Origin of the sequence: Streptomyces sp. NPDC058646, from assembly GCF_042716875.1 — a bacterium.
GTDB lineage: Bacteria > Actinomycetota > Actinomycetes > Streptomycetales > Streptomycetaceae > Streptomyces.
Genome location: NZ_JBHXRK010000003.1, coordinates 107,927 through 127,780, shown reverse-complemented (window position 1 = coordinate 127,780; position 19,854 = coordinate 107,927). Strand labels below are relative to the sequence as shown.

Below are 19,854 nucleotides of genomic sequence, written 5' to 3'. Positions count from 1 at the left end.
CCCCGGCCAGCCGCCCGCAGGCGGTTTCGGCGCGCCCACGCCCCCGCCGCCGCAGCAGCCGCCGACCCCTCCGCCGGCCCCGCAGCAGCCCCCCACGGTGCCGCAGCAGCCGCCCGCGGCCCCGCACCAGCCCCCGCAGGCCCCCGGCGCCCCGGCGCAGCCGGCGTACGGCTACCCGCAGACCGGGCCCGGCTACGGCTACCCGCAGCAGCCCGGGACCCCGGCGCCGTTCGGCCCGCCCACCACGCCCATGCACGCGCCCCAGGCCCCGGCCGGCGGCGCGACGGGCCGCGGCGAGGTCCGTACCCAGCTGATGATCGTCGGCGCGGCCCTGCTGGCCATCGTCCTCATCGTCGGCGGCGGCTTCTGGTACGTCTCCGACGACGGCTCCGGCGGCTCGCAGACCACCGCGGACGGCGGCCCCAGCGGCTCCCCGGGCGGCGACAAGCAGAAGGCCGGCGCGGGCGGTACCGAGAAGGTGCCCTCCAACCCCAAGTCGAAGACCCTGGTGAACGTCCCCCTCCCGGCACCGGAGGAGCAGGTCACGGTCAAGGGCTCCTGGCTCACCGACTCCACCTACGTCAAGTCCGACGTGGCCAAGGTCGTCGGCTACAACCTCGCCGACGGCAGCAAGAAGTGGGAGATCCCGCTCACCGCCCAGGTCTGCGCCGCGACCAAGCACGTCAGCGAGAACAAGACGGCCATCCTCTTCGAGGAGGCCCTGCCGACGCCGGAGAAGAAGTACCAGCCGTGCACCAAGGTCGGCGTCATCGACCTGGAGTCCGGCAAGCTCCTGTGGTCCGCCGCCGCCAAGTCCTCGACCGGCGGCGACAAGAACGTCACCTTCGCCGAGGTCACCCTCAGCGGCCAGACCGTCGCCGCGGGCGGCCTGTCCGGCGGCGCCGCCTGGAACCTGGCCGACGGCAAGCCGCTGTGGCAGCCCAAGGTCGACAACGAGGGCTGCTACGACCTCGGCTACGCGGGCGGCGAGGCCCTCGCCGTGCTCCGCAAGTGCGGCCGCAGCCCCAACCAGACCCTCCAGGCGCAGGCCCTCGACCCCGTCACCGGCGCGCCCAAGTCCTCGTACAAGCTCTCCCCGGGCATCGAGTGGGCCGGCATCATCTCCACCAAGCCGCTGATCGTCGCCGCCGACGTCGGCAAGACCGCCAAGAACGCCACCGGCGTCAGCGACCTCTTCGTCGTCGACGACGCGGGCCAGCTCAAGTCGCGCATCTCCCTCGCCTCGGGCAACTTCAACCCCGAGTGCCCGGCCACCGAGGTCGAGCAGTGCACGAACATGGTGGTCGGCAACGGCAAGGTCTACGTGCCCTCCTACGAGCACCAGGGCCAGGACAGCAGCGGCGCCCGCACCAACGAGCTGCTCTCCTTCGACCTGGAGACCGGCAAGCAGACCAACGACCGCGCCGACGCGGGTGAGCGGTACCAGATCATGCCGCTGCGCATGGACGGGTCGAACATCATCGCGTACAAGATCCCCCCGTACGACCGGGGCGGCCAGGTCGTCAGCATCGACGGCACCACCATGAAGGAGACCCTCCTCATGGAGAACCCGGGGGACAAGGCCAGCCAGCGCGCCGAGACCCGCACCACCCCCACCGCCGCCGAGTACCGCTACCACAACGGCAAGCTGTTCATCGCCCGCTGGTACGCGCGCAAGCCCCACTCGTCGGGCACGGACGACCCGGAGTACCTGTTCGTCTCGTTCACGGCGAGCTGACCCGGCCCGGAGCCCGTCAGCAGCGCCCGTCAGGAGCCCCCGGAAGGTCAATCCTTCCGGGGGCTTCTGCGCGGTATCCCCCGCGCACCGTCGAACAAGCGTGTAGCTTGCCGGGGCAGAAGGGTGGGGGGTGGGGAGCCTCGATGGGCGTACGGGTCGTGGTGGTCGACGAGCACCGGCTGCTGGCCGAGGCGCTCGCCTCGGCCCTGAAACTGCGGGGTCACCGGGTGCTCGCCGCGGCCGCCCCGGCCTCCGGCGCCGCCGAGCTGGTCATCAGCCGCGCCCCCGAGGTCTGCCTGTTCGGCACCGCCTCCCCGGCGGAGCCCGGGGTCTTCGAACCCGTCACGCGGATCAGGCGGGAGCGCCCGCAGATCGCCGTCGTCGTCCTCGGCCCGGTGCCGAGCCCGCGCGGGATCGCCGCCGCCTTCGCCGCGGGGGCCTCGGGGTACGTGCGCCACGACGAGCGCATCGAAGGCGTGGAGCGGGCCCTGTCCAAGGCCAGGGCGGCCGAGGTGGCGATCGCCCCGCAGCTGCTCCAGGGCGCCTTCGCGGAGCTGCTGAACCCGGCGGCCCAGCCCGACGACGAGGGCAGCCGGCTGCTGCGGCTGCTCACCCCGCGCGAGGTGGAGGTGCTGGTCCGTGTCGCCGAGGGCGAGGACACCCGGCTCATCGCCGCGGGCATGGAGATCGCGCCCAGCACGGCCCGCACCCACGTGCAGCGGGTGCTGATGAAGCTGGGCGTCGGCTCCCGGCTCGAGGCGGCCGCCCTGGCCGCCCGCACCGGCCTGCTGGACCGCGCGGCGCCGGAGCCGCCCGCCGCGCCCCCGGCGCCCTGACGGGAGGCTCCCGATTTCCCCATGGGCGCGGAATCGGGTAAGCCAAGGAGCGGCATGTGGAACCTCCCGCGTGCGTACCCCCGTGAGAGGCAGTAGGCGAGTGAGCAACACGCCGATTCATGACACGCCGGTTCTCAAGTGCCTGGTCACCGGCGGCGCCGGTTACGTCGGCAGCGTGGTGGCCGCCCACCTCCTGGAGGCGGGCCACCAGGTCACCGTCCTGGACGACCTGAGCACGGGCTTCCGGGCCGGTGTCCCGGAGGGCGCCGCGTTCATCGAGGGCCGGATCCAGGACGCGGCCCGTCACCTGGACAGCTCCTACGACGCGGTGCTCCACTTCGCGGCCTCCTCCCAGGTCGGCGAGTCCGTCGCGAACCCGGCCAAGTACTGGGAGAACAACGTCGGCGGCACCCTCGCCCTGCTGACCGCCATGCGGGAGGCCGGGGTCGCCAAGCTGGTCTTCTCCTCCACCGCGGCCACCTACGGGGAGCCCACCGAGGGCCTGCTCACCGAGGCCTCGGTGACCGCCCCGACCAACCCGTACGGCGCCTCGAAGCTGGCCGTGGACCACATGATCGCCGGGATGTGCGCGGCGCACGGCCTGGCCGCGGTCTCGCTGCGCTACTTCAACGTCGCCGGCTCCTACAAGGAGTTCGGTGAGCGCCACGAGCCCGAGACCCACCTGATCCCGCTGGTCCTCCAGGTCGCCCAGGGCAAGCGGGAGGCCATCTCGGTCTTCGGCGAGGACTACCCGACCCCGGACGGCACCTGCGTGCGCGACTACATCCACGTCGCGGACCTGGCGGAGGCCCACCTCGACGCGCTGCGGGTGGCCGCGCCCGGGGAGCACCTGATCTGCAACCTGGGCAACGGCAGCGGCTTCTCGGTCCGCGAGGTCATCGAGACCGTCCGCAAGGTCACCGGCAAGGAGATCCCCGAAGTGGTCGCCGCCCGCCGGGCCGGCGACCCGGCGGTGCTGGTCGCCTCGGCCCGTGCGGCCCACGAGCGCCTCGGCTGGACCCCCACCCGATCGGGCCTCACCGGCATCATCACGGACGCCTGGAACTTCGCCCGTACGCACACCTCCTGAGCCCCCCGGGCCCGCCTGGGCCACCGCCGCTCCACCCGCCCCCCGCGCCGGCCGGCGCGGGGGGCGCGTGCGTCAGGGCCGCGCGCTGCGCGAGGGCGCTCTGCGCGGGCGCCCGGCGTGCGCACGCCGGGTGAACGGACCCCCGTGCAACTGCCCGTGGCACACCCCGGGCGGGAAGCCGCCATCCGGACCTTCGGTGCAGTCGAATTCAAGCCACCACAAAGGCCTTTCAGAACGGCCGCGCCGGAAAATCCCCGGGAAAACTTCTGCTATTCGGCCAACTACCCGTCGCCGCCGGCCCTACGCTGATGCGTGACACCGGTGGGGGCCGGTGTTGATTCAGGGGTCGAGACAAGTCGGGTACGGCGTCCGGTCCGGGGTAGTGCAGAGGTGTCACGGCGGCGGCCGTGGCAGCTGCGGATCACCCGGCCCGGGCTCCGTACCCGCCGTCGTCCGTTCCCCGACCCTTGGGGGTTTTGTGGTTCGTATCCGGGTTCTCGTCGTCGACGATCACCGCATCTTCGCCGAATCGCTCGCAGCCGCGCTCGCGGCCGAGCCGGACGTGGACGTGTCCGCGGCCGGCAGCGGTCCCGCCGCCCTGCGCTGCCTCGAACGCGCGGTGGCCGAGGGCCGCCGCTTCGACGTCCTGCTGGTCGACGCCGATCTCGGCGTCGTGGCCGGGGCCGTGCCCGCGCAGCGGGAGCCGGGGTCCGGGCCAACGCCCTCCTCCGACGGGATCGCGCTGGTCGCGGGGGTGCGGGTGGCCCACCCGGGGGTGCGTACGGTGGTCCTCGCCGAGCGCGACGACCCCCGCCGGGCCGCGCACGCTCTCCAGGCCGGGGCCTCCGGCTGGGTGGCGAAGGACTGCTCGCTCTCACGGCTGCTGGCCGTCGTCCGCGGCGTCCTGCGCGAGGAGACCCACCTGCCGCCCGCGCTGCTCACGGGGGTGCTGCGCGAACTGACCGCGGCCCGCAAGCACCGTACGGACAGCGAACGGCTGGTGGAGTCGCTCACCCCGCGCGAACACGAGGTGCTGCGCTGCATGGTGGCGGGGCTGGGCCGCAAGGACGTGGCGGCGCGGCTGTTCCTGTCCCCGCACACGGTCCGCACGCACATGCAGAACGTGCTGGGCAAGCTCGGTGTGCACTCCACGCTGGCCGCGGTGGCGCTGGCCCGGCGGGCCGGCGTGCGACCGGCCGACCTAGCCGGGGATGTTGTCGAACGGAGCGGTCAACTGGCGTAGCAGCCCGGCGAGGTCGCCGCGCTGCGCCTGCGAGAGCTGGGCCAGGATCGCCCGTTCCTGGGCGAGCAGTCCGGCGAGGGCCTGGTCGGCCCGGTCACGGCCCTCGGGGCTGAGCCGGACCAGGACCCCTCGCCGGTCGCTGGGGTCCGGCAGCCGTTCGACGAGGCCCTTCTTGGCCAGCCGGTCGATGCGGTTGGTCATGGTCCCGGAGGTGACGAGGGTCTGGGTCAGCAGCTGGCCGGGGGAGAGCTGGTACGGGGCGCCGGCGCGCCGCAGGGAGGTCAGGACGTCGAACTCCCAGGGCTCCAGGCCGTGCTCGGAGAACGCCAGTCTGCGGGCCCGGTCGAGGTGGCGCGCGAGCCTGCTGACGCGGCTGAGCACTTCGAGCGGTTCCACGTCGAGGTCAGGGCGTTCCCGCCGCCATGCCGCGACCAGTCGGTCGACCTCGTCCTCCATGCGGATCAGTGTAAGGGGTCTGTCGACATGAAGTCTCTTCATGCCAAGTATCTCGCTGTGAAGTATCTTGATGTCGAGATATAAATAAACGAACATGGGGCATGGAGGGGGCTGAAACGGCTTCCGCTTACGACCGCCCCGCCAGCAGGGAGGCTCGAACATGCATTCCGATACCGCCCAGGCCAGGATCCCCACGGCCGATGTCCTTTCCGACTCCACCGCACCCACCTGGGACCCCCAGCAGTACCTCCGGCACGCAGGCCACCGCACACGCCCCTTTCTCGACCTCCTGACCCGCATACCCGAGCTTCCCGCGCGGCCCGCCCGCGTCGCCGACCTCGGCTGCGGCCCCGGCAACGTCACGGCCCTCCTCGCCGGACGCTGGCCCGACGCCCGCATCACCGGCTTCGACCTCTCCCCCGAGATGCTCCACCGCGCCACCGAGGAGTACGCGGGCCCCACCAGCGGCGGCGGCAGCCTGGAGTTCCGCCTCGGCGACCTCGCCGACTGGCTCCCCGAGGAGCCCTACGACCTGATCGTGTCCAACGCCGCCCTCCAGTGGGTCCCGAGCCACCCCGGCTCCTTCCCCGCCTGGATCAACGGCCTGCGCCCCGGCGGCACCTTCGCCTTCCAGATCCCCGGCAATTTCACCGCCCCCAGCCACGCCCTGCTCGCGGACCTCTGCGACGCCCCGCGCTGGCGGTCCCGCCTCGCCGGCCACGGCGCCCGCTACATCCACCTGCTGGAACCTGCCGAATACCTCGCCCGGCTCACCGAACTCGGCTGCGCCGTCGAAGTGTGGGAGACCACCTACCACCAGCTCCTGCAAGGCCCCGACCCGGTCCTCGACTGGGTCAAGGGAACCGCCCTGCGGCCCGTCCTGACCGCCCTGGGCGACGACCGGGACGCCGTGGACGCCTTCCTCACCGAATACCGCGACCGGCTGCGCTCGGCCTACCCGTCCGGGCCGCGCGGCACCGTCTTCCCCTTCCGCCGCATCTTCGCCGTCGCCCGCAGGGAGGCCTGACCGTGCTCACCGCACTCGACCACGTCCAACTGGCCGCACCGCCCGGCGCGGAGGACCGGCTGCGCGCCTACTACACCCGGGTCCTCGGCATGACCGAGATCTCCAAACCGCCCGTCCTCGCCGCACGCGGAGGCTGCTGGTTCGCCGCCGGAGGCGTACAGCTGCACCTCGGCGTGGAGGAGGACTTCCGTCCGGCCCGCAAGGCGCACCCGGGCCTGCGGGTGACCGGCATCGAGGAGTACGCCCGCAGACTGGAGGAACGCGGCGCCGAGGTCGTCTGGGACGACAACCTCCCCGGCCGCCGGCGCTTCTACTCCGAGGACCCCGTCGGCAACCGGCTGGAGTTCCTGGAACCGGACGGCCCCGCACCCGCCGCCTGACGCACACCCGCCCGTCCGTACCCCGCACCTGCGACGGCGCCCCGCCACCGGTCCTCCGGTGGCGGGGCGCCGTCGCAGGTGCAGCACGCACCCGCGTCAGTTCTTGCGGCGGCCCACCAGCTGCGGCTTCGACTCCAGCCCGTCCAGCCCGTGCCACGCCAGGTTCACCAGGTGCGCGGCGACCTCCGCCTTCTTCGGCCGGCGCACGTCCAGCCACCACTGCCCGGTCAGCGCCACCATCCCCACCAGCGCCTGCGCGTACAGCGGCGCCAGCTTCGGGTCGAAGCCCCGGGCCTTGAACTCCAGCCCCAGGATGTCCTCCACCTGCGTGGCGATATCGCTGATCAGCGAGGCGAAGGTGCCCGTGGACTGGGCCACAGGGGAATCCCGTACGAGGATCCGGAAACCGTCCGTATAGGACTCGATGTAGTCCAGCAGCGCGAAGGCCGCCTGCTCCAGCAGCTCCCGCGGATGCCCGGCCGTCAGCGCACCCGTCACCCCGTCGAGCAGCTGACGCATCTCCCGGTCCACCACGACCGCGTACAGGCCCTCCTTGCCCCCGAAGTGCTCGTACACCACCGGCTTGGACACCCCGGCCTTCGCCGCGATCTCCTCCACCGACGTGCCTTCGAAGCCCTTCTCCGCGAACAGGGTGCGACCGATGTCCAGCAGCTGCTGACGCCGCTCCGCGCCCGTCATCCGTACCCGGCGGCCGCGCCTGGGCTTGTCGCTGCTGGAATTACCGCCGTCGATCGCCACGCCCCCCATCATGCCGCGTTCGACGCGTTTTCCTTGCGGCGGGCGTCGATGCGGGCCGCCGACGGCCAGCGGACGTCCGTGGCCCAGCCCAGCTGCTCGAACCAGCGGATCAGACGGGCACTGGAGTCGACCTGGCCGCGCAGCACACCGTGCCGGGCGGACGTCGGGTCGGCGTGGTGCAGGTTGTGCCACGACTCGCCGCACGACAGCACCGCCAGCCACCACACGTTGCCCGACCGGTCCCGGGACTTGAACGGACGCTTGCCCACCGCGTGGCAGATCGAGTTGATCGACCACGTCACGTGGTGCAACAGGGCCACCCGCACCAGGGAACCCCAGAAGAACGCCGTGAACGCACCCCACCAGGACATCGTCACCAGACCGCCCACCAGCGGCGGGATCGCCAGCGACAGCATCGTCCAGAAGATGAAGTCCCGCGAGATCCGCCGGATCGCCGGATCCTTGATCAGGTCCGGCGCGTACTTCTGCTGATCGGTCTGCTCCTCGTCGAAGAGCCAGCCGACGTGCGCCCACCACAGGCCCTTCAGCAGCGCCGGCAGCGTCTCGCCGAACCGCCACGGCGAATGCGGGTCACCTTCGTGATCGGAGAACTTGTGGTGCTTGCGGTGGTCCGCCACCCAGCGCACCAGGGGACCCTCCACCGCCATCGAACCCATGACGGCCAGCGCGATCCGCAACGGCCGCTTCGCCTTGAAGGAACCGTGCGTGAAGTAACGGTGGAAACCGATGGTGATGCCGTGGCAGGCCAGGAAGTACATGAAGACCATCAGGCCGAGGTCCAGCCAGCTCACCCCCCAGCCCCACGCCAGCGGCACCGCCGCCAGCAGGGCCAGGAACGGGACGGTGATGAACAGCAGGAGGGCGATCTGCTCGATGGACCGCTTGTTCTCGCCGCCGAGGGTCGCCGACGGCGCAGACGCTGAATCTTCGGAACGCGTGGAGGGCGCCGAGGCGTCCTCGATCAGATCGGGACTGGTGGTCATGGGGTCCCCTGGGGGTGAGGAGTCGGAGGGGGCGCCTCCCCGGAAGAAACCGGGAAAGCCAGGGTCACAGACCCTACGGACCCGTAACCTACGCCATCGTAAGTATGGCAAAAGGAAGGACCGTGGCAACAGGAGCACGCCCGGAGCAGGCGCAGGACCGACGCCGTCACACGACCGCCCTACCGCTCCCACGACACCTCCCCGGGTGCGCCGCGAGCCGTTCGCGACCACGTACTGACACATTTTCCCAGGCACACGGCGCGGACACCTATCCTGTTCTCGTCGGACAGCGCGGTCCGCACGGGCAGCCCGAGCTGCGCATCAGGAGCAGCAGCGCTGCGCGCGATCGGGTGCCCACCGCCCAGTAGCGCTCGAACACTGCAAGGAGCCGCACCTGTGAGCAGTGCTGACCAGGCCCCCCGGGCCGCCCAGCAGGCCGCCCCCGTCACCACGGCCGCCACCGCCAACGCAGAACTGCGTGCGGACATCCGCCGCCTCGGTGACCTCCTCGGCGAAACCCTGGTACGCCAGGAGGGCCAGGACCTCCTCGACCTCGTCGAACGCGTCCGCGCCCTCACCCGCACCGACGGCGAAGCCGCCGCCGCCCTCCTCGGCGACACCGACCTGGAGACGGCCGCCAAGCTCGTACGCGCCTTCTCCACCTACTTCCACCTCGCCAACGTCACCGAACAGGTGCACCGGGGCAAGGAACTGCGCGCGCACCGCGCCGCCGAGGGCGGGCTCCTCGCCCGCACCGCGGACATGCTCAAGGACGCCGACCCCGACCACCTGCGCGAAACGGTCCGGAACCTCAACGTCCGCCCCGTCTTCACCGCACACCCCACCGAAGCGGCCCGCCGCAGCGTCCTCAACAAGCTGCGCCGCATCGCGGCCCTCCTCGAGGAACCCGTCACCGGCGCCGGCGACCGCCGCCGCCACGACCTGCGCCTCGCCGAGAACATCGACCTCGTCTGGCAGACCGACGAGCTGCGCGTCGTGCGCCCCGAACCCGCCGACGAGGCCCGGAACGCCATCTACTACCTCGACGAACTCCACGCAGGAGCCGTCGGCGACGTCCTCGAGGACCTCGCCGCCGAACTCCAGCGCGTCGGCGTCGAACTGCCCGCCGGCACCCGCCCGCTCACCTTCGGCACCTGGATCGGCGGCGACCGCGACGGCAACCCCAACGTCACCCCCGAAGTCACCCGAGACGTCCTGATCCTCCAGCACGAACACGGCATCACCGACGCCCTCGAACTCATCGACTTCCTGCGCGGCCTCCTCTCCAACTCCATCCGCTACACCGGAGCCACCGAGGAACTCCTCGCCTCCCTCCAGGCCGACCTCGAACGCCTCCCCGAGATCAGCCCCCGCTACAAGCGGCTGAACGCCGAAGAGCCCTACCGCCTCAAGGCCACCTGCATCCGGCAGAAGCTCCTCAACACCCGCGAACGCCTCGCCAAGGGCATCCCCCACGAGGAAGGCCGCGACTACCTCGGCACCGCCGAGCTCCTCACGGACCTCACCCTCATCCAGACCTCCCTGCGCGAGCACCGCGGCGCCCTCTTCGCCGACGGCCGCATGGACCGCACCATCCGCACCCTGGCCGCCTTCGGCCTCCAGCTCGCCACCATGGACGTACGCGAACACGCCGACGCCCACCACCACGCGCTGGGCCAGCTCTTCGACCGCCTCGGCGAGGAATCCTGGCGCTACGCCGACATGCCCCGCGACTACCGCGGCAAGCTCCTCGCCAAGGAACTCCGCTCCCGCCGCCCCCTGGCCCCCACCCCCGCCCCCCTCGACGCCGCCGGCCAGAAGACCCTCGGCGTCTTCTCCGCCATCAAGGACGCCTTCGAGAAGTTCGGCCCCGAAGTCATCGAGTCCTACATCATCTCGATGTGCCAGGGCGCCGACGACGTCTTCGCCGCCGCCGTCCTCGCCCGCGAAGCCGGACTCGTCGACCTCCACGCCGGCTGGGCCAAGATCGGCATCGTCCCGCTCCTGGAGACCACCGACGAGCTCCGCGCCGCCGACGTCATCCTCGACGAAATGCTCGCCGACCCCTCCTACCGACGCCTCGTCTCCCTGCGCGGCGACGTCCAGGAGGTCATGCTCGGCTACTCCGACTCCTCCAAGTTCGGCGGCATCACCACCAGCCAGTGGGAGATCCACCGCGCCCAGCGCCGCCTGCGCGACGTAGCCCACCGCTACGGCGTCCGCCTGCGCCTCTTCCACGGCCGCGGCGGCACCGTCGGCCGCGGCGGCGGCCCCTCCCACGACGCGATCCTCGCCCAGCCCTGGGGCACCCTCGAAGGCGAGATCAAGGTCACCGAACAGGGCGAGGTCATCTCCGACAAGTACCTCGTCCCCTCCCTCGCCCGCGAAAACCTCGAACTCACCGTCGCCGCCACCCTGCAGGCCTCCGCCCTGCACACCGCACCCCGCCAGTCCGACGACGCCCTGGCCCGCTGGGACGCGGCCATGGACACCGTCTCCGACGCCGCACACGGGGCCTACCGCGCGCTCGTCGAGGACCCGGACCTGCCCGCCTACTTCTTCGCCGCCACCCCCGTCGACCAGCTCGCCGACCTCCACCTCGGCTCGCGCCCCTCACGCCGCCCCGACTCCGGCGCCGGGCTCGACGGACTGCGCGCCATCCCGTGGGTCTTCGGCTGGACCCAGTCCCGCCAGATCGTCCCCGGCTGGTACGGAGTCGGCTCCGGCCTCAAGGCCCTGCGCGAAGCCGGCCAGGAAGACGTCCTCACCGAAATGGGCGCCCGCTGGCACTTCTTCCGCAACTTCCTGTCCAACGTCGAGATGACCCTGGCCAAGACCGACCTGCGGATCGCCCGTCACTACGTCGACACCCTCGTGCCCGAACACCTCAAGCACGTCTTCGCGCGCATCGAGGCCGAGCACGAGCTCACCGTCCGCGAGGTACTGCGGATCACCGGCGGCGACCGGCTGTTGGACTCCCACCCGGTGCTCCAGCAGACCTTCGCCGTCCGCGACGCCTACCTGGACCCGATCTCCTACCTCCAGGTCTCCCTCCTCGCGCGCCAGCGCGCGGCGGCGGCCCGGGGCGAGGAGCCCGACCCGCTGCTCGCCCGGGCCCTGCTGCTCACGGTCAACGGCGTGGCCGCGGGCCTGCGCAACACCGGCTGAGCCCAGCCCGCCCCACCCACGGGGAAGCCCCCGCATCCACAGGTGCGGGGGCTTCCCCGTTCAGTCCGGCAGCCTCACGAGTTGTACGCCGACTGCGCGCGCTCCAGGCCCTCCTGGAGCAGGCATTCGACCGCGTCCGCCGCCCGGTCCACGAACCAGTCCAGTTCCTTGCGCTCCGTGGAGGAGAAGTCCTTCAGCACGAAGTCCGCCACCTGCATCCGCCCGGGCGGACGGCCGATGCCGCAGCGCACCCGGTGGTAGTCGGCACCCAGCGACTTCGTCATGGACTTCAGGCCGTTGTGCCCGTTGTCCCCGCCGCCCAGCTTCAGCCGCAGCGTCGGGTAGTCGATGTCCAGCTCGTCGTGGATCGCCACGACCCGCTCCAGCGGCACCTTGTAGAAGTCGCGCAGCGCCGTCACCGGCCCGCCCGACAGGTTCATGTACGTCATCGGCTTGGCCAGCACCACGCGGCGGCTCGCCGGCCCCGGCGGCCCCATGCGGCCCTCGACCACCTGGGCGCGCGCCTTGTGGGCCTTGAACTTCCCGCGGATGCGGTCCGCGAGCAGGTCGGCCACCATGAAGCCGATGTTGTGGCGGTTGCCCGCGTACTCCGGTCCCGGGTTGCCGAGGCCGACGATCAGCCAGGGTGCCGCGTCGTCCGACATCAAGAACTCCTTATACGAAGACGACCGCCGTCCCGCTCCAGTGGAGCCGGACGGCGGTCGGTCAGCAACTGCTGAGGGGTGGGGGCGAGGCTCAGGCCTCGGTGCCCTCGGCGGCGTCGGCAGCCGGCTCCTCGGCCTGCGGGGCGACGACCTGCAGGACGGCGATGTCGCCGTCGACGGCCAGGGTGGTGCCCTTGGGGAGGACCAGGTCCTTGGCGTGGATGGTGTCGCCGGCGTGGAGGCCCGCGATGGAGACGGTGACCTCGGTCGGGATGTGGGTGGCCTCGGCCTCGACGGAGATGGTGTTCTGGAGGGTCTCCAGCATGTTGCCGCCGGCGGCCAGCTCGCCCTCGGTGACGATCGCGACGTCGACGGTGACCTTCTCGCCCTTCTTGACGATCAGGAAGTCGACGTGGGAGATCGAGCGCTTCAGCGGGTGCTTCTGCACGGCCTTCGGGATGACCAGCTCGGTGCCGGCGTCGCCGAGGTCCAGGGAGAGCAGGACGTTCGGGGTGCGCAGCGCCAGCTGAAGGGCGTGGGCGTCGACGTTGACGTGCTTCGGGTCGGTGCCGTGGCCGTAGATGACGGCGGGGGTCAGGGCGTCACGACGGGCCTGACGGGCAGAGCCCTTGCCGAAGGTGTCACGGATCTTGGCGGAAAGCTTGACCTCGGACATGCTCACTCCTCGTGGGGTGACGGAAGAAGACGGAAGTCACCCGGCCGGAACGGCCTGCTACGAAGAGCGCGTCGATAACGGAGCGTCCGTACCGGAACAGGTACGGCCTCCCTCGCCGAGCAACTCAGCGAGTGTACCCGGCAGGGGAGGCCGCACCAAAAGGATCTACCGCGGAGCGGTTACTGCTGCTCCTCGAACAGGCTCGTGACCGAACCGTCCTCGAAGACCTCACGGACCGCACGCGCGATCATCGGAGCGATCGACAGCACCGTGATCTTGTCCAGCTCCAGGTCCGAGGGGTCCGGCAGGGTGTTCGTGAACACGAACTCGCTGACCTTCGAGTTCTTCAGACGGTCCGCCGCCGGCCCCGACAGGATGCCGTGCGTCGCGGTCACGATCACGTCCTCCGCACCGTGCGCGAACAGGGCATCGGCCGCGGCGCAGATGGTGCCACCCGTGTCGATCATGTCGTCGACCAGGACGCAGACCCGACCCCGGACCTCACCCACGACCTCGTGGACCGTCACCTGGTTGGCGACGTCCTTGTCGCGGCGCTTGTGCACGATCGCCAGCGGCGCGTCCAGCCGGTCGCACCACCGGTCCGCCACGCGCACACGGCCGGCGTCCGGGGAGACGATCGTCAGCTTCGTACGGTCCACCTTGGCACCCACGTAGTCCGCGAGGACCGACAGCGCCGAAAGGTGGTCCACCGGGCCGTCGAAGAAACCCTGGATCTGGTCCGTGTGCAGGTCCACCGTCAGAATGCGGTCCGCACCCGCCGTCTTCAGCAGATCGGCCACCAGGCGGGCCGAGATGGGCTCACGGCCCTTGTGCTTCTTGTCCTGGCGGGCATACCCGTAGGACGGCACGATCACGGTGATGGAGCGTGCCGACGCGCGCTTCAGCGCGTCGATCATGATCAGCTGCTCCATGATCCACTTATTGATCGGAGCCGTGTGGCTCTGGATCAGGAAGCAGTCCGCGCCACGAGCCGACTCCTGGAAGCGGACGTAGATCTCGCCGTTCGCGAAGTCGAAAGCCTTGGTCGGCACGAGGCCGACTCCCAGCTGGTGCGCGACCTCCTCGGCCAGCTCGGGGTGGGCGCGGCCGGAGAAGAGCATCAGCTTCTTCTCGCCGGTCGTCTTGATCCCGGTCACAGCACTGTCTCCTCAGACGTGTTGAAAGCTGCTCGCCCCCCTGTGCGTCCGTCCCGCACACGGTGAGCCAGCCGAATTGCGTGCACCTATCACGGTACGCCGTCCCGGACGTACCTGTTTCCGGTCAGTTCACCTCAACGGCCGTCGGGGTCCACCTGGACCGCCGACTGGGCCGCCGTCGCGGCAGCACTTCCGGGACGCTTGCGGGCCACCCAGCCCTCGATATTCCGCTGCTGGCCACGGGCCACGGCCAGCGCACCGGGCGGGACATCCTTGGTGATCACGGAACCGGCAGCCGTATAGGCCCCGTCCCCGATCGTGACGGGCGCCACAAACATGTTGTCCGAACCCGTCTTGCAGTGCGAGCCGACGGTCGTGTGGTGCTTGTGCTCACCGTCGTAGTTCACGAAGACGCTCGCCGCACCGATGTTCGTGTGCTCACCGATCGTCGCGTCACCCACGTACGACAGGTGGGGCACCTTCGTCCCCTCGCCGATCTTCGCGTTCTTCATCTCCACGTAGGTCCCGGCCTTGGCCTTGGGACCCAGCTCCGTACCCGGACGCAGGTACGCGAAGGGGCCGACGCTCGCGGCCTCACCGATCACCGCCGTGTCCGCCACCGTGTTGTCCACCCGGGCCCGCGCACCCACCCGCGTGTCCTTGAGGCGCGTGTTCGGACCGACCTCGGCCCCTTCGGCGACGTGGGTGGCGCCCAGCAGCTGCGTGCCGGGGTGGACCAGGGCGTCCTGCCCGAAGGTGACCGTCACGTCCACGAAGGTGCTGGCGGGGTCGACCACGGTCACGCCCGCGAGCATGGCCTGCTCCAGCAGGCGCGCGTTCAGCAGGGCACGCGCCTGCGCGAGCTGGACGCGGTTGTTGATGCCGAGGATCTGACGGTGGTCGCTGCCGATGGCCGCGCCCACCCGGTGCCCGGCCTCACGCAGGATGCCGAGGACGTCGGTGAGGTACTCCTCGCCCTGGCTGTTGTCCGTACGCACCTTGCCGAGCGCATCGGCCAGCAGCGCCCCGTCGAAGGCGAAGACCCCGGAGTTGATCTCCCGGATCGCCCGCTGGGCGTCCGAGGCGTCCTTGTGCTCCACGATGGCCGTCACGGCCCCGCCGGCGTCGCGCACGATGCGCCCGTAGCCGGTCGAGTCCGGCACCTCGGCCGTGAGCACGGTGACGGCGTTGCCGTCGGCCTCGTGCGTCGCGGCCAGGCCGCGCAGGGTCTCGCCGGTCAGCAGCGGGGTGTCGCCGCAGACGACGATCACCGTGCCGTCGACCGGGCCGCCGAGCTCCTGGAGTGCCATCCGGACGGCGTGGCCGGTGCCGTTCTGCTCGTACTGGACGGCGGTGCGGACCTCCGCGTCGACGGCGGCGAGGTGCGCGGTGACCTGCTCCCGGGCGTGCCCGACGACCACGACGAGGTGGGCGGGGTCCAGCTCGCGGGAGGCGGCGACGACATGACCGACGAGCGAGCGCCCGCAGATCTCGTGCAGGACCTTGGGAGTGGCCGACTTCATGCGGGTGCCTTCACCCGCTGCGAGTACGACGACGGCTGCCGGGCGGTTGGCGCTCACGGGGATGCCCTTCGGCTTCGGGGGTGGACCCGTGCAGGATACCGGTGGCTCCGGGGCCGGAAACGAAGCCGGGTCCCGACCGCGGAGGTCGGGACCCGCATCCTGCTTCGCTCCCCCGCCAGGACTCGAACCCGGACATAAGGCACCAAAAGCCTCAGTGCTGCCAATTACACCACAGGGGATGGTAAGGCCGACTAAATCGGACATTCGCCACTGCTGATCGAGTCGACGGCACCTACTATGCCGCACCACCAGCCTTCGACGCGACGGTAAAGCCCCGTGCCCTGGAGGACGCTCACCGGCCGGGGTTTGCCGGAATTCCGGTCGCGGCTGTGGTGGGGGCGCTGCGTACGCTGGACGGCATGACCAGTTCGGGGGAAGTGGAAGGCCGCGCTGGGCCGCCTTTGTGGTGGGTGCGGCGGCGGGATGTCGTGGTGGACGTCGCGCTCGGCGGGGTCTCCGCCCTGGAGTGCGCGTGGGAGGGGGTCGCCTTCGCCCGCGAGGCGGGGGTGCCGACCGCGGTCGGGGTGCTGTTCGGGCTCGTGGTGGGTTCCGTGCTCGTGCTGCGGCGGCGCTGGCCGATCGCCGTGGTGCTGGTGGGGATCGCCGTGGCGCCGGCGGCGATGGGGTTCCTGCTCGGGGTGGTGGGGCTGTACACGCTGGCCTCGTCCGAGGTGCCGCGGCGGATCACCGCCACGCTGGCTTCGATGTCGCTGGCGGCGACGTACGTGGTGATGTACCTGCGGACCCGCGGGGACGTGGAGGCCGACACGGCGCTGGTGGTGGCGCTGTCCGGGTTCGTGGCGGTGGCGCTGACCGTGCCGCCGGTGCTGTTCGGGCTGTACATCGGGGCGCGGCGGCGGCTGATGGAGAGCTTGCAGGAGCGGGCGGATTCGCTGGAGCGGGAGTTGTCGCTGCTGGCGGACCGGGCCGAGGAGCGGGCCGAGTGGGCCCGGACGGAGGAGCGGACCCGGATCGCGCGGGAGATGCACGACGTGGTGGCGCACCGGGTGTCGCTGATGGTGGTGCACGCGGCGGCGCTGGAGGCGGTGGCCCTCAAGGATCCGGCGCGGGCGGCGAAGAACGCGGCGCTGGTCGGGGACATGGGGCGGCAGGCGTTGACGGAGCTGCGGGAGATGCTGGGGGTGCTGCGGTCGGGGTCTTCGCAGGCGGTTGCGGCTGCGGCCGGTTCCGGTGGTACCGGGGGTGTGCGTGCGGTGGCGGGGGCCGGGGTGTCCGCTGCGCCGGCGGCGGCCGCCTTGGTGGGGAGCTTCGACGACGGGCCTTCGCTTGCCGAGCTGGAGGTGCTGGTGGGGCAGTCGAGGGCGGCGGGGATGGTCGTGGAGATGGTGGTGCAGGGGGCGCGGCCGGCGTACGCGGCGGAGGTGGAGCAGACGGCGTACCGGGTGGTGCAGGAGGCGCTGACCAATTGCCACAAGCACGCTCCGGGGGCGCGGGTCGTGGTGCGGCTGGCGCATCGGGAGGGGGAGGTGGCGATGCAGGTGGAGAACGGGCCGTGTGACGGTGAGGCGGGCGGTGCCGGGCTGCCGAGCGGGGGCAACGGGCTGGTCGGCATGCGGGAGCGGGTGCTGGGGCTGGGCGGGGTGTTCGTGTCGGGTCCGACGGATGCGGGTGGTTTCCGGGTGTCGGCGGTGCTCCCCGCCGCCCCGCCTGCCCGCCTGACCGCCTGACCGGCCGGGCGTTGGGGGGGCTAGCCGGTGGTGAGGCGGGTCGGCTGGAGGCCCGTGAGGAGGAGGGTGAGGGCTTCGTCGAGGCTGGAGCCGAGGTACCAGTCGCCGGTGTGGTCGATGCCGTAGACGCGGCCTTCGGCGTCGAGGGCGAGGTGGGAGCTTCCGTCGGTTTCGACGCCGAGGGGGCAGAGCTGGGTGGACAGGGCCCGGCCGAGGTCGGCGAAGGTGCGGGCGAGGTGGAGTCCGGTGAGGGGGTCGATCCGGACGGGGGCGGGTGCTATCTGGCGGCCGGGGCCGGGTGCGGTGACGGTGAGGCCGCCGAATTCGGCCCAGGCTTCGACGGCTGCGGGGAAGACGGTGTGGCGGTGTCCGGCGGGGGTGGTGTGGTCGCGCAGGGCGTCGGCCCAGTACTCGGCCTGCTTGATGTCCCAGCGGCCGGGCTCCCAGCCGGCGGTGCGCAGGGCGGAGTCCACGGCGGTGGGGAACCGGGTGGCGGAGGAGCGGTCGTAGGAGGCTGAAGTGGTGGTCATGGCTACTCGGATGCGGTGAGGTCGACGGAGCGTACGCCGAAGTGGGCGAGGAGGGCGTCGCAGGAGCGGCAGGGGGGTGCGTAGCTGCCGTGGAGGGGGTCGCCGTCCTCGCGGATGCGGCGGGCGGTGATCTTCGCGTGCTTGAGGGAGCGCCTGGCTTCGCTGGGGGTGAGGGGTTTGCGGGAGGCGCGTCTGCTGCGGGCGCCTTCGACGGTGGTGAGGTGGCGGGAGAGCAGGATGGCTTCCGGGCAGCGGCCGGTGAACCGTTCGCGCTGGCCGCTCGTCAGGGTGTCGAGGAAGTCCTGGACGAGGGGGTGGAGCACGGGGGGCTGGTCGCCCTTGCCGGCGGTGCCGGTGAGGGTTTCGCCCCGTACGGAGAGGGCGGCGGCGACGGTGGGCAGGATGCCGTCGCGGCGGAAGCGCAGGACGGGTGCGGTGGGGCGGCCGTCGGTGCTGCTCCAGCGCAGGCGGGGGTCGCCGACGGGGCCGGGGGCGGGGTCGCCGGTGGTGGCGGCGCCTCCGGAATGGCCGGTGTGGCCGGTGTGGCCGGTGATTCCGGGCTGGCCGGGTGTTCCCGGGGTTCCGGGGCCGGTGTCGGCCGGATCTGTGCGTGTTGCCGTGTTCTGCATGGTCGCGCTTTCCCTCCCGTGGCCGCGGTGGTGCCGCTGTCGCGCACGCCCCCGTGCTGCGGGGACAGCCTGCCAAATGTCACCTGTCGTGTGGAAGCGGGGTCGAATATTCGTATCAATTCGGATGTTCCTGGCCCTTGTGGGGGCGTGGGGGTCAGGCGCGGGTGAGGCTCTTGCCCGAGCACATAGGCTGTGGTGAACCAGCCAGATCCAGCAGGGGGCTACCGCCATGACGACAGGTCGGCTCGGGCAGCAGGCCGCGCCACCCAACGCCGCTTACTCGGGCCAGGTCGTGCATTTCCCGGACCCGGTCCGGGCCGCTCGGCATCCCCATGGAGTACGGATCGACGGGAGCGGATATCCCGACTTCTCCCGGTACGCGCGTGCGGCGGTGGAGATCGCCGAGCCGCCCGAGGGCTTCGGTGTGGACGAGCTGCGGCTGACGGACTACGTGTCGGCGAACGCGGCGATGCGGGAGGCCGGCCATGAACTGTGGGACACCGTCGGCCCGGTGGCGACCCCGCACGGCTGGACCTGGCACCACGTGGCGGGCGGCCGGCGGATGGAGCTGGTGCCCGTCGAGGTGAAGGCGTTGCTGCGGCATCACGCGGGGCTGGCGACGGCGCCGGTGGACCCTGACAAGCGCGGGACGCGGCCTCTGCAGGAGGTGCGGCCGGTGCACATGGGGCTGCCGAAGTCGGTGGTGTCGGTGTCGGAGGGCCAGGTGCAGGGGGTCGAGGAGGATCTCGGCTACCGGCTGCCGGAGGCGTACCGCTCGTTCCTGAAGGCCTCGGGGGGCTGCGCGCCGGTGGGTGCGGGCCTGGACGTGGACCTCGGGCTGCTGGTGGACCAGCCGTTCTTCACGGTGCGTGAGGAGGCGGCGGTCAACGACCTGGTGTACGTCAACAAGTGTCTGCGGGACCACCTGACGAAGGACTACCTGTGCGTGGCTTTCGTGCAGGGCGGTCTGCTGGCGCTGAAGGTGAAGGGCGAGGCGCTCGGCTCGGTGTGGTTCTCCCCTTACGACGATGCGCGCGACCAGGACGGCTGGTCGGTGCAGGAGCGCGTGGAGCGGCTGTTGCTGCCGTGCGGCGGTGATTTCGACGCCTTTCTGGAGCGGTTGGCGGGGAACCCGCCGGAACTGGAGACGGTGGCCGGTCTGATGGTGGACGGCGGATTCGCGCGTTCGGTTCCGGTGACGCGTTCCGGTTCGGATGAGGGGTGA

18 protein-coding genes and 1 tRNA gene are annotated in these 19,854 nt (G+C 71.4%); 9 read left to right on the top strand and 10 right to left on the bottom strand.

What is annotated here, in order from left to right; all coding sequences use genetic code 11:
• Positions 1 to 97: 97 nt before the first annotated feature.
• From ACFWUZ_RS05635 to ACFWUZ_RS05620, 4 genes are all read left to right on the top strand, one after another.
• The gene (locus ACFWUZ_RS05635) at positions 98 to 1,738 is read left to right on the top strand and encodes a PQQ-binding-like beta-propeller repeat protein (RefSeq protein ID WP_384367553.1); all 1,641 of its coding nucleotides are present in this window, start codon (positions 98 to 100) and stop codon (positions 1,736 to 1,738) included.
• Positions 1,739 to 1,881: 143 nt separating this feature from the next.
• Positions 1,882 to 2,574 (top strand): response regulator transcription factor, encoded by a 693-nt coding sequence (locus ACFWUZ_RS05630; RefSeq protein WP_384367551.1) that lies wholly within the window; start codon positions 1,882 to 1,884, stop codon positions 2,572 to 2,574.
• Between the two features lie 100 nt (positions 2,575 to 2,674).
• Positions 2,675 to 3,664, top strand: coding sequence for a UDP-glucose 4-epimerase GalE (galE, locus tag ACFWUZ_RS05625; RefSeq protein ID WP_384367548.1), 990 nt, complete (start codon positions 2,675 to 2,677; stop codon positions 3,662 to 3,664).
• A gap of 478 nt (positions 3,665 to 4,142) precedes the next feature.
• Positions 4,143 to 4,907, top strand: a complete 765-nt coding sequence (locus ACFWUZ_RS05620; RefSeq protein WP_384367545.1) for a LuxR C-terminal-related transcriptional regulator — start codon at positions 4,143 to 4,145, stop codon at positions 4,905 to 4,907.
• On the opposite strand, the gene ACFWUZ_RS05615 is transcribed toward ACFWUZ_RS05620, so the two are convergent.
• Complete coding sequence (locus ACFWUZ_RS05615; protein WP_384367542.1) at positions 4,866 to 5,363, bottom strand: MarR family winged helix-turn-helix transcriptional regulator; 498 nt, start codon at positions 5,361 to 5,363, stop codon at positions 4,866 to 4,868. The two genes, ACFWUZ_RS05620 and ACFWUZ_RS05615, sit on opposite strands and share 42 nt — an antisense overlap.
• Positions 5,364 to 5,523: 160 nt before the next feature.
• Between ACFWUZ_RS05615 and ACFWUZ_RS05610 the strand changes: the two genes are divergently transcribed.
• Both ACFWUZ_RS05610 and ACFWUZ_RS05605 read left to right on the top strand, forming a co-directional pair.
• Positions 5,524 to 6,390: a trans-aconitate 2-methyltransferase gene (locus tag ACFWUZ_RS05610; RefSeq protein WP_384367539.1), complete on the top strand. Its 867-nt coding sequence runs from the start codon at positions 5,524 to 5,526 to the stop codon at positions 6,388 to 6,390.
• A gap of 2 nt (positions 6,391 to 6,392) precedes the next feature.
• The gene (locus tag ACFWUZ_RS05605) at positions 6,393 to 6,770 is read left to right on the top strand and encodes a VOC family protein (protein ID WP_384367536.1); all 378 of its coding nucleotides are present in this window, start codon (positions 6,393 to 6,395) and stop codon (positions 6,768 to 6,770) included.
• A 96-nt stretch (positions 6,771 to 6,866) separates the two neighbouring features.
• Here ACFWUZ_RS05605 and ACFWUZ_RS05600 read toward each other — a convergent pair whose 3' ends face one another.
• Both ACFWUZ_RS05600 and ACFWUZ_RS05595 read right to left on the bottom strand, forming a co-directional pair.
• Positions 6,867 to 7,541, bottom strand: coding sequence for a TetR family transcriptional regulator (locus ACFWUZ_RS05600; protein ID WP_384367533.1), 675 nt, complete (start codon positions 7,539 to 7,541; stop codon positions 6,867 to 6,869).
• Entirely contained in the window at positions 7,538 to 8,533 is a 996-nt protein-coding gene (locus tag ACFWUZ_RS05595; protein ID WP_384367530.1) for an acyl-CoA desaturase, read from the bottom strand. The genes ACFWUZ_RS05600 and ACFWUZ_RS05595 overlap by 4 nt, the downstream gene beginning before the upstream one ends.
• Before the next feature lie 396 nt (positions 8,534 to 8,929).
• Here ACFWUZ_RS05595 and ppc point away from each other — a divergent pair, with 396 nt between their 5' ends.
• Positions 8,930 to 11,701 carry a phosphoenolpyruvate carboxylase gene (gene ppc, locus ACFWUZ_RS05590; RefSeq protein WP_384367527.1) on the top strand — a complete coding sequence of 924 codons (2,772 nt, stop codon included), beginning with the start codon at positions 8,930 to 8,932 and terminating at the stop codon, positions 11,699 to 11,701.
• 74 nt (positions 11,702 to 11,775) lie between these two features.
• On the opposite strand, the gene pth is transcribed toward ppc, so the two are convergent.
• The 5 genes from pth to ACFWUZ_RS05565 all read right to left on the bottom strand — a co-directional run bounded on the left by pth (position 11,776) and on the right by ACFWUZ_RS05565 (position 15,961).
• Positions 11,776 to 12,366: an aminoacyl-tRNA hydrolase gene (gene pth, locus ACFWUZ_RS05585; RefSeq protein WP_384367524.1), complete on the bottom strand. Its 591-nt coding sequence runs from the start codon at positions 12,364 to 12,366 to the stop codon at positions 11,776 to 11,778.
• Positions 12,367 to 12,457: 91 nt separating this feature from the next.
• Positions 12,458 to 13,042: a 50S ribosomal protein L25/general stress protein Ctc gene (locus tag ACFWUZ_RS05580; protein WP_384367521.1), complete on the bottom strand. Its 585-nt coding sequence runs from the start codon at positions 13,040 to 13,042 to the stop codon at positions 12,458 to 12,460.
• A 179-nt stretch (positions 13,043 to 13,221) separates the two neighbouring features.
• Entirely contained in the window at positions 13,222 to 14,199 is a 978-nt protein-coding gene (locus tag ACFWUZ_RS05575; protein ID WP_031138975.1) for a ribose-phosphate diphosphokinase, read from the bottom strand.
• A gap of 134 nt (positions 14,200 to 14,333) precedes the next feature.
• Positions 14,334 to 15,779 carry a bifunctional UDP-N-acetylglucosamine diphosphorylase/glucosamine-1-phosphate N-acetyltransferase GlmU gene (gene glmU, locus ACFWUZ_RS05570; RefSeq protein ID WP_384367518.1) on the bottom strand — a complete coding sequence of 482 codons (1,446 nt, stop codon included), beginning with the start codon at positions 15,777 to 15,779 and terminating at the stop codon, positions 14,334 to 14,336.
• 110 nt (positions 15,780 to 15,889) lie between these two features.
• A tRNA-Gln gene (locus ACFWUZ_RS05565) sits at positions 15,890 to 15,961 on the bottom strand.
• 180 nt (positions 15,962 to 16,141) lie between these two features.
• On the opposite strand from ACFWUZ_RS05565, the gene ACFWUZ_RS05560 reads away from it, so the two are divergent.
• Positions 16,142 to 17,470 (top strand): histidine kinase, encoded by a 1,329-nt coding sequence (locus tag ACFWUZ_RS05560; protein ID WP_384367515.1) that lies wholly within the window; start codon positions 16,142 to 16,144, stop codon positions 17,468 to 17,470.
• A 20-nt stretch (positions 17,471 to 17,490) separates the two neighbouring features.
• Here ACFWUZ_RS05560 and ACFWUZ_RS05555 read toward each other — a convergent pair whose 3' ends face one another.
• The gene (locus ACFWUZ_RS05555) at positions 17,491 to 18,000 is read right to left on the bottom strand and encodes an SUKH-3 domain-containing protein (RefSeq protein ID WP_384367512.1); all 510 of its coding nucleotides are present in this window, start codon (positions 17,998 to 18,000) and stop codon (positions 17,491 to 17,493) included.
• Positions 18,001 to 18,002: 2 nt separating this feature from the next.
• A complete protein-coding gene (locus ACFWUZ_RS05550; protein WP_384367509.1) occupies positions 18,003 to 18,629 on the bottom strand; it encodes a YwqJ-related putative deaminase in 627 nt (208 codons plus the stop codon).
• A 229-nt stretch (positions 18,630 to 18,858) separates the two neighbouring features.
• Here ACFWUZ_RS05550 and ACFWUZ_RS05545 point away from each other — a divergent pair, with 229 nt between their 5' ends.
• Positions 18,859 to 19,854: an SMI1/KNR4 family protein gene (locus tag ACFWUZ_RS05545; RefSeq protein ID WP_384367506.1), complete on the top strand. Its 996-nt coding sequence runs from the start codon at positions 18,859 to 18,861 to the stop codon at positions 19,852 to 19,854.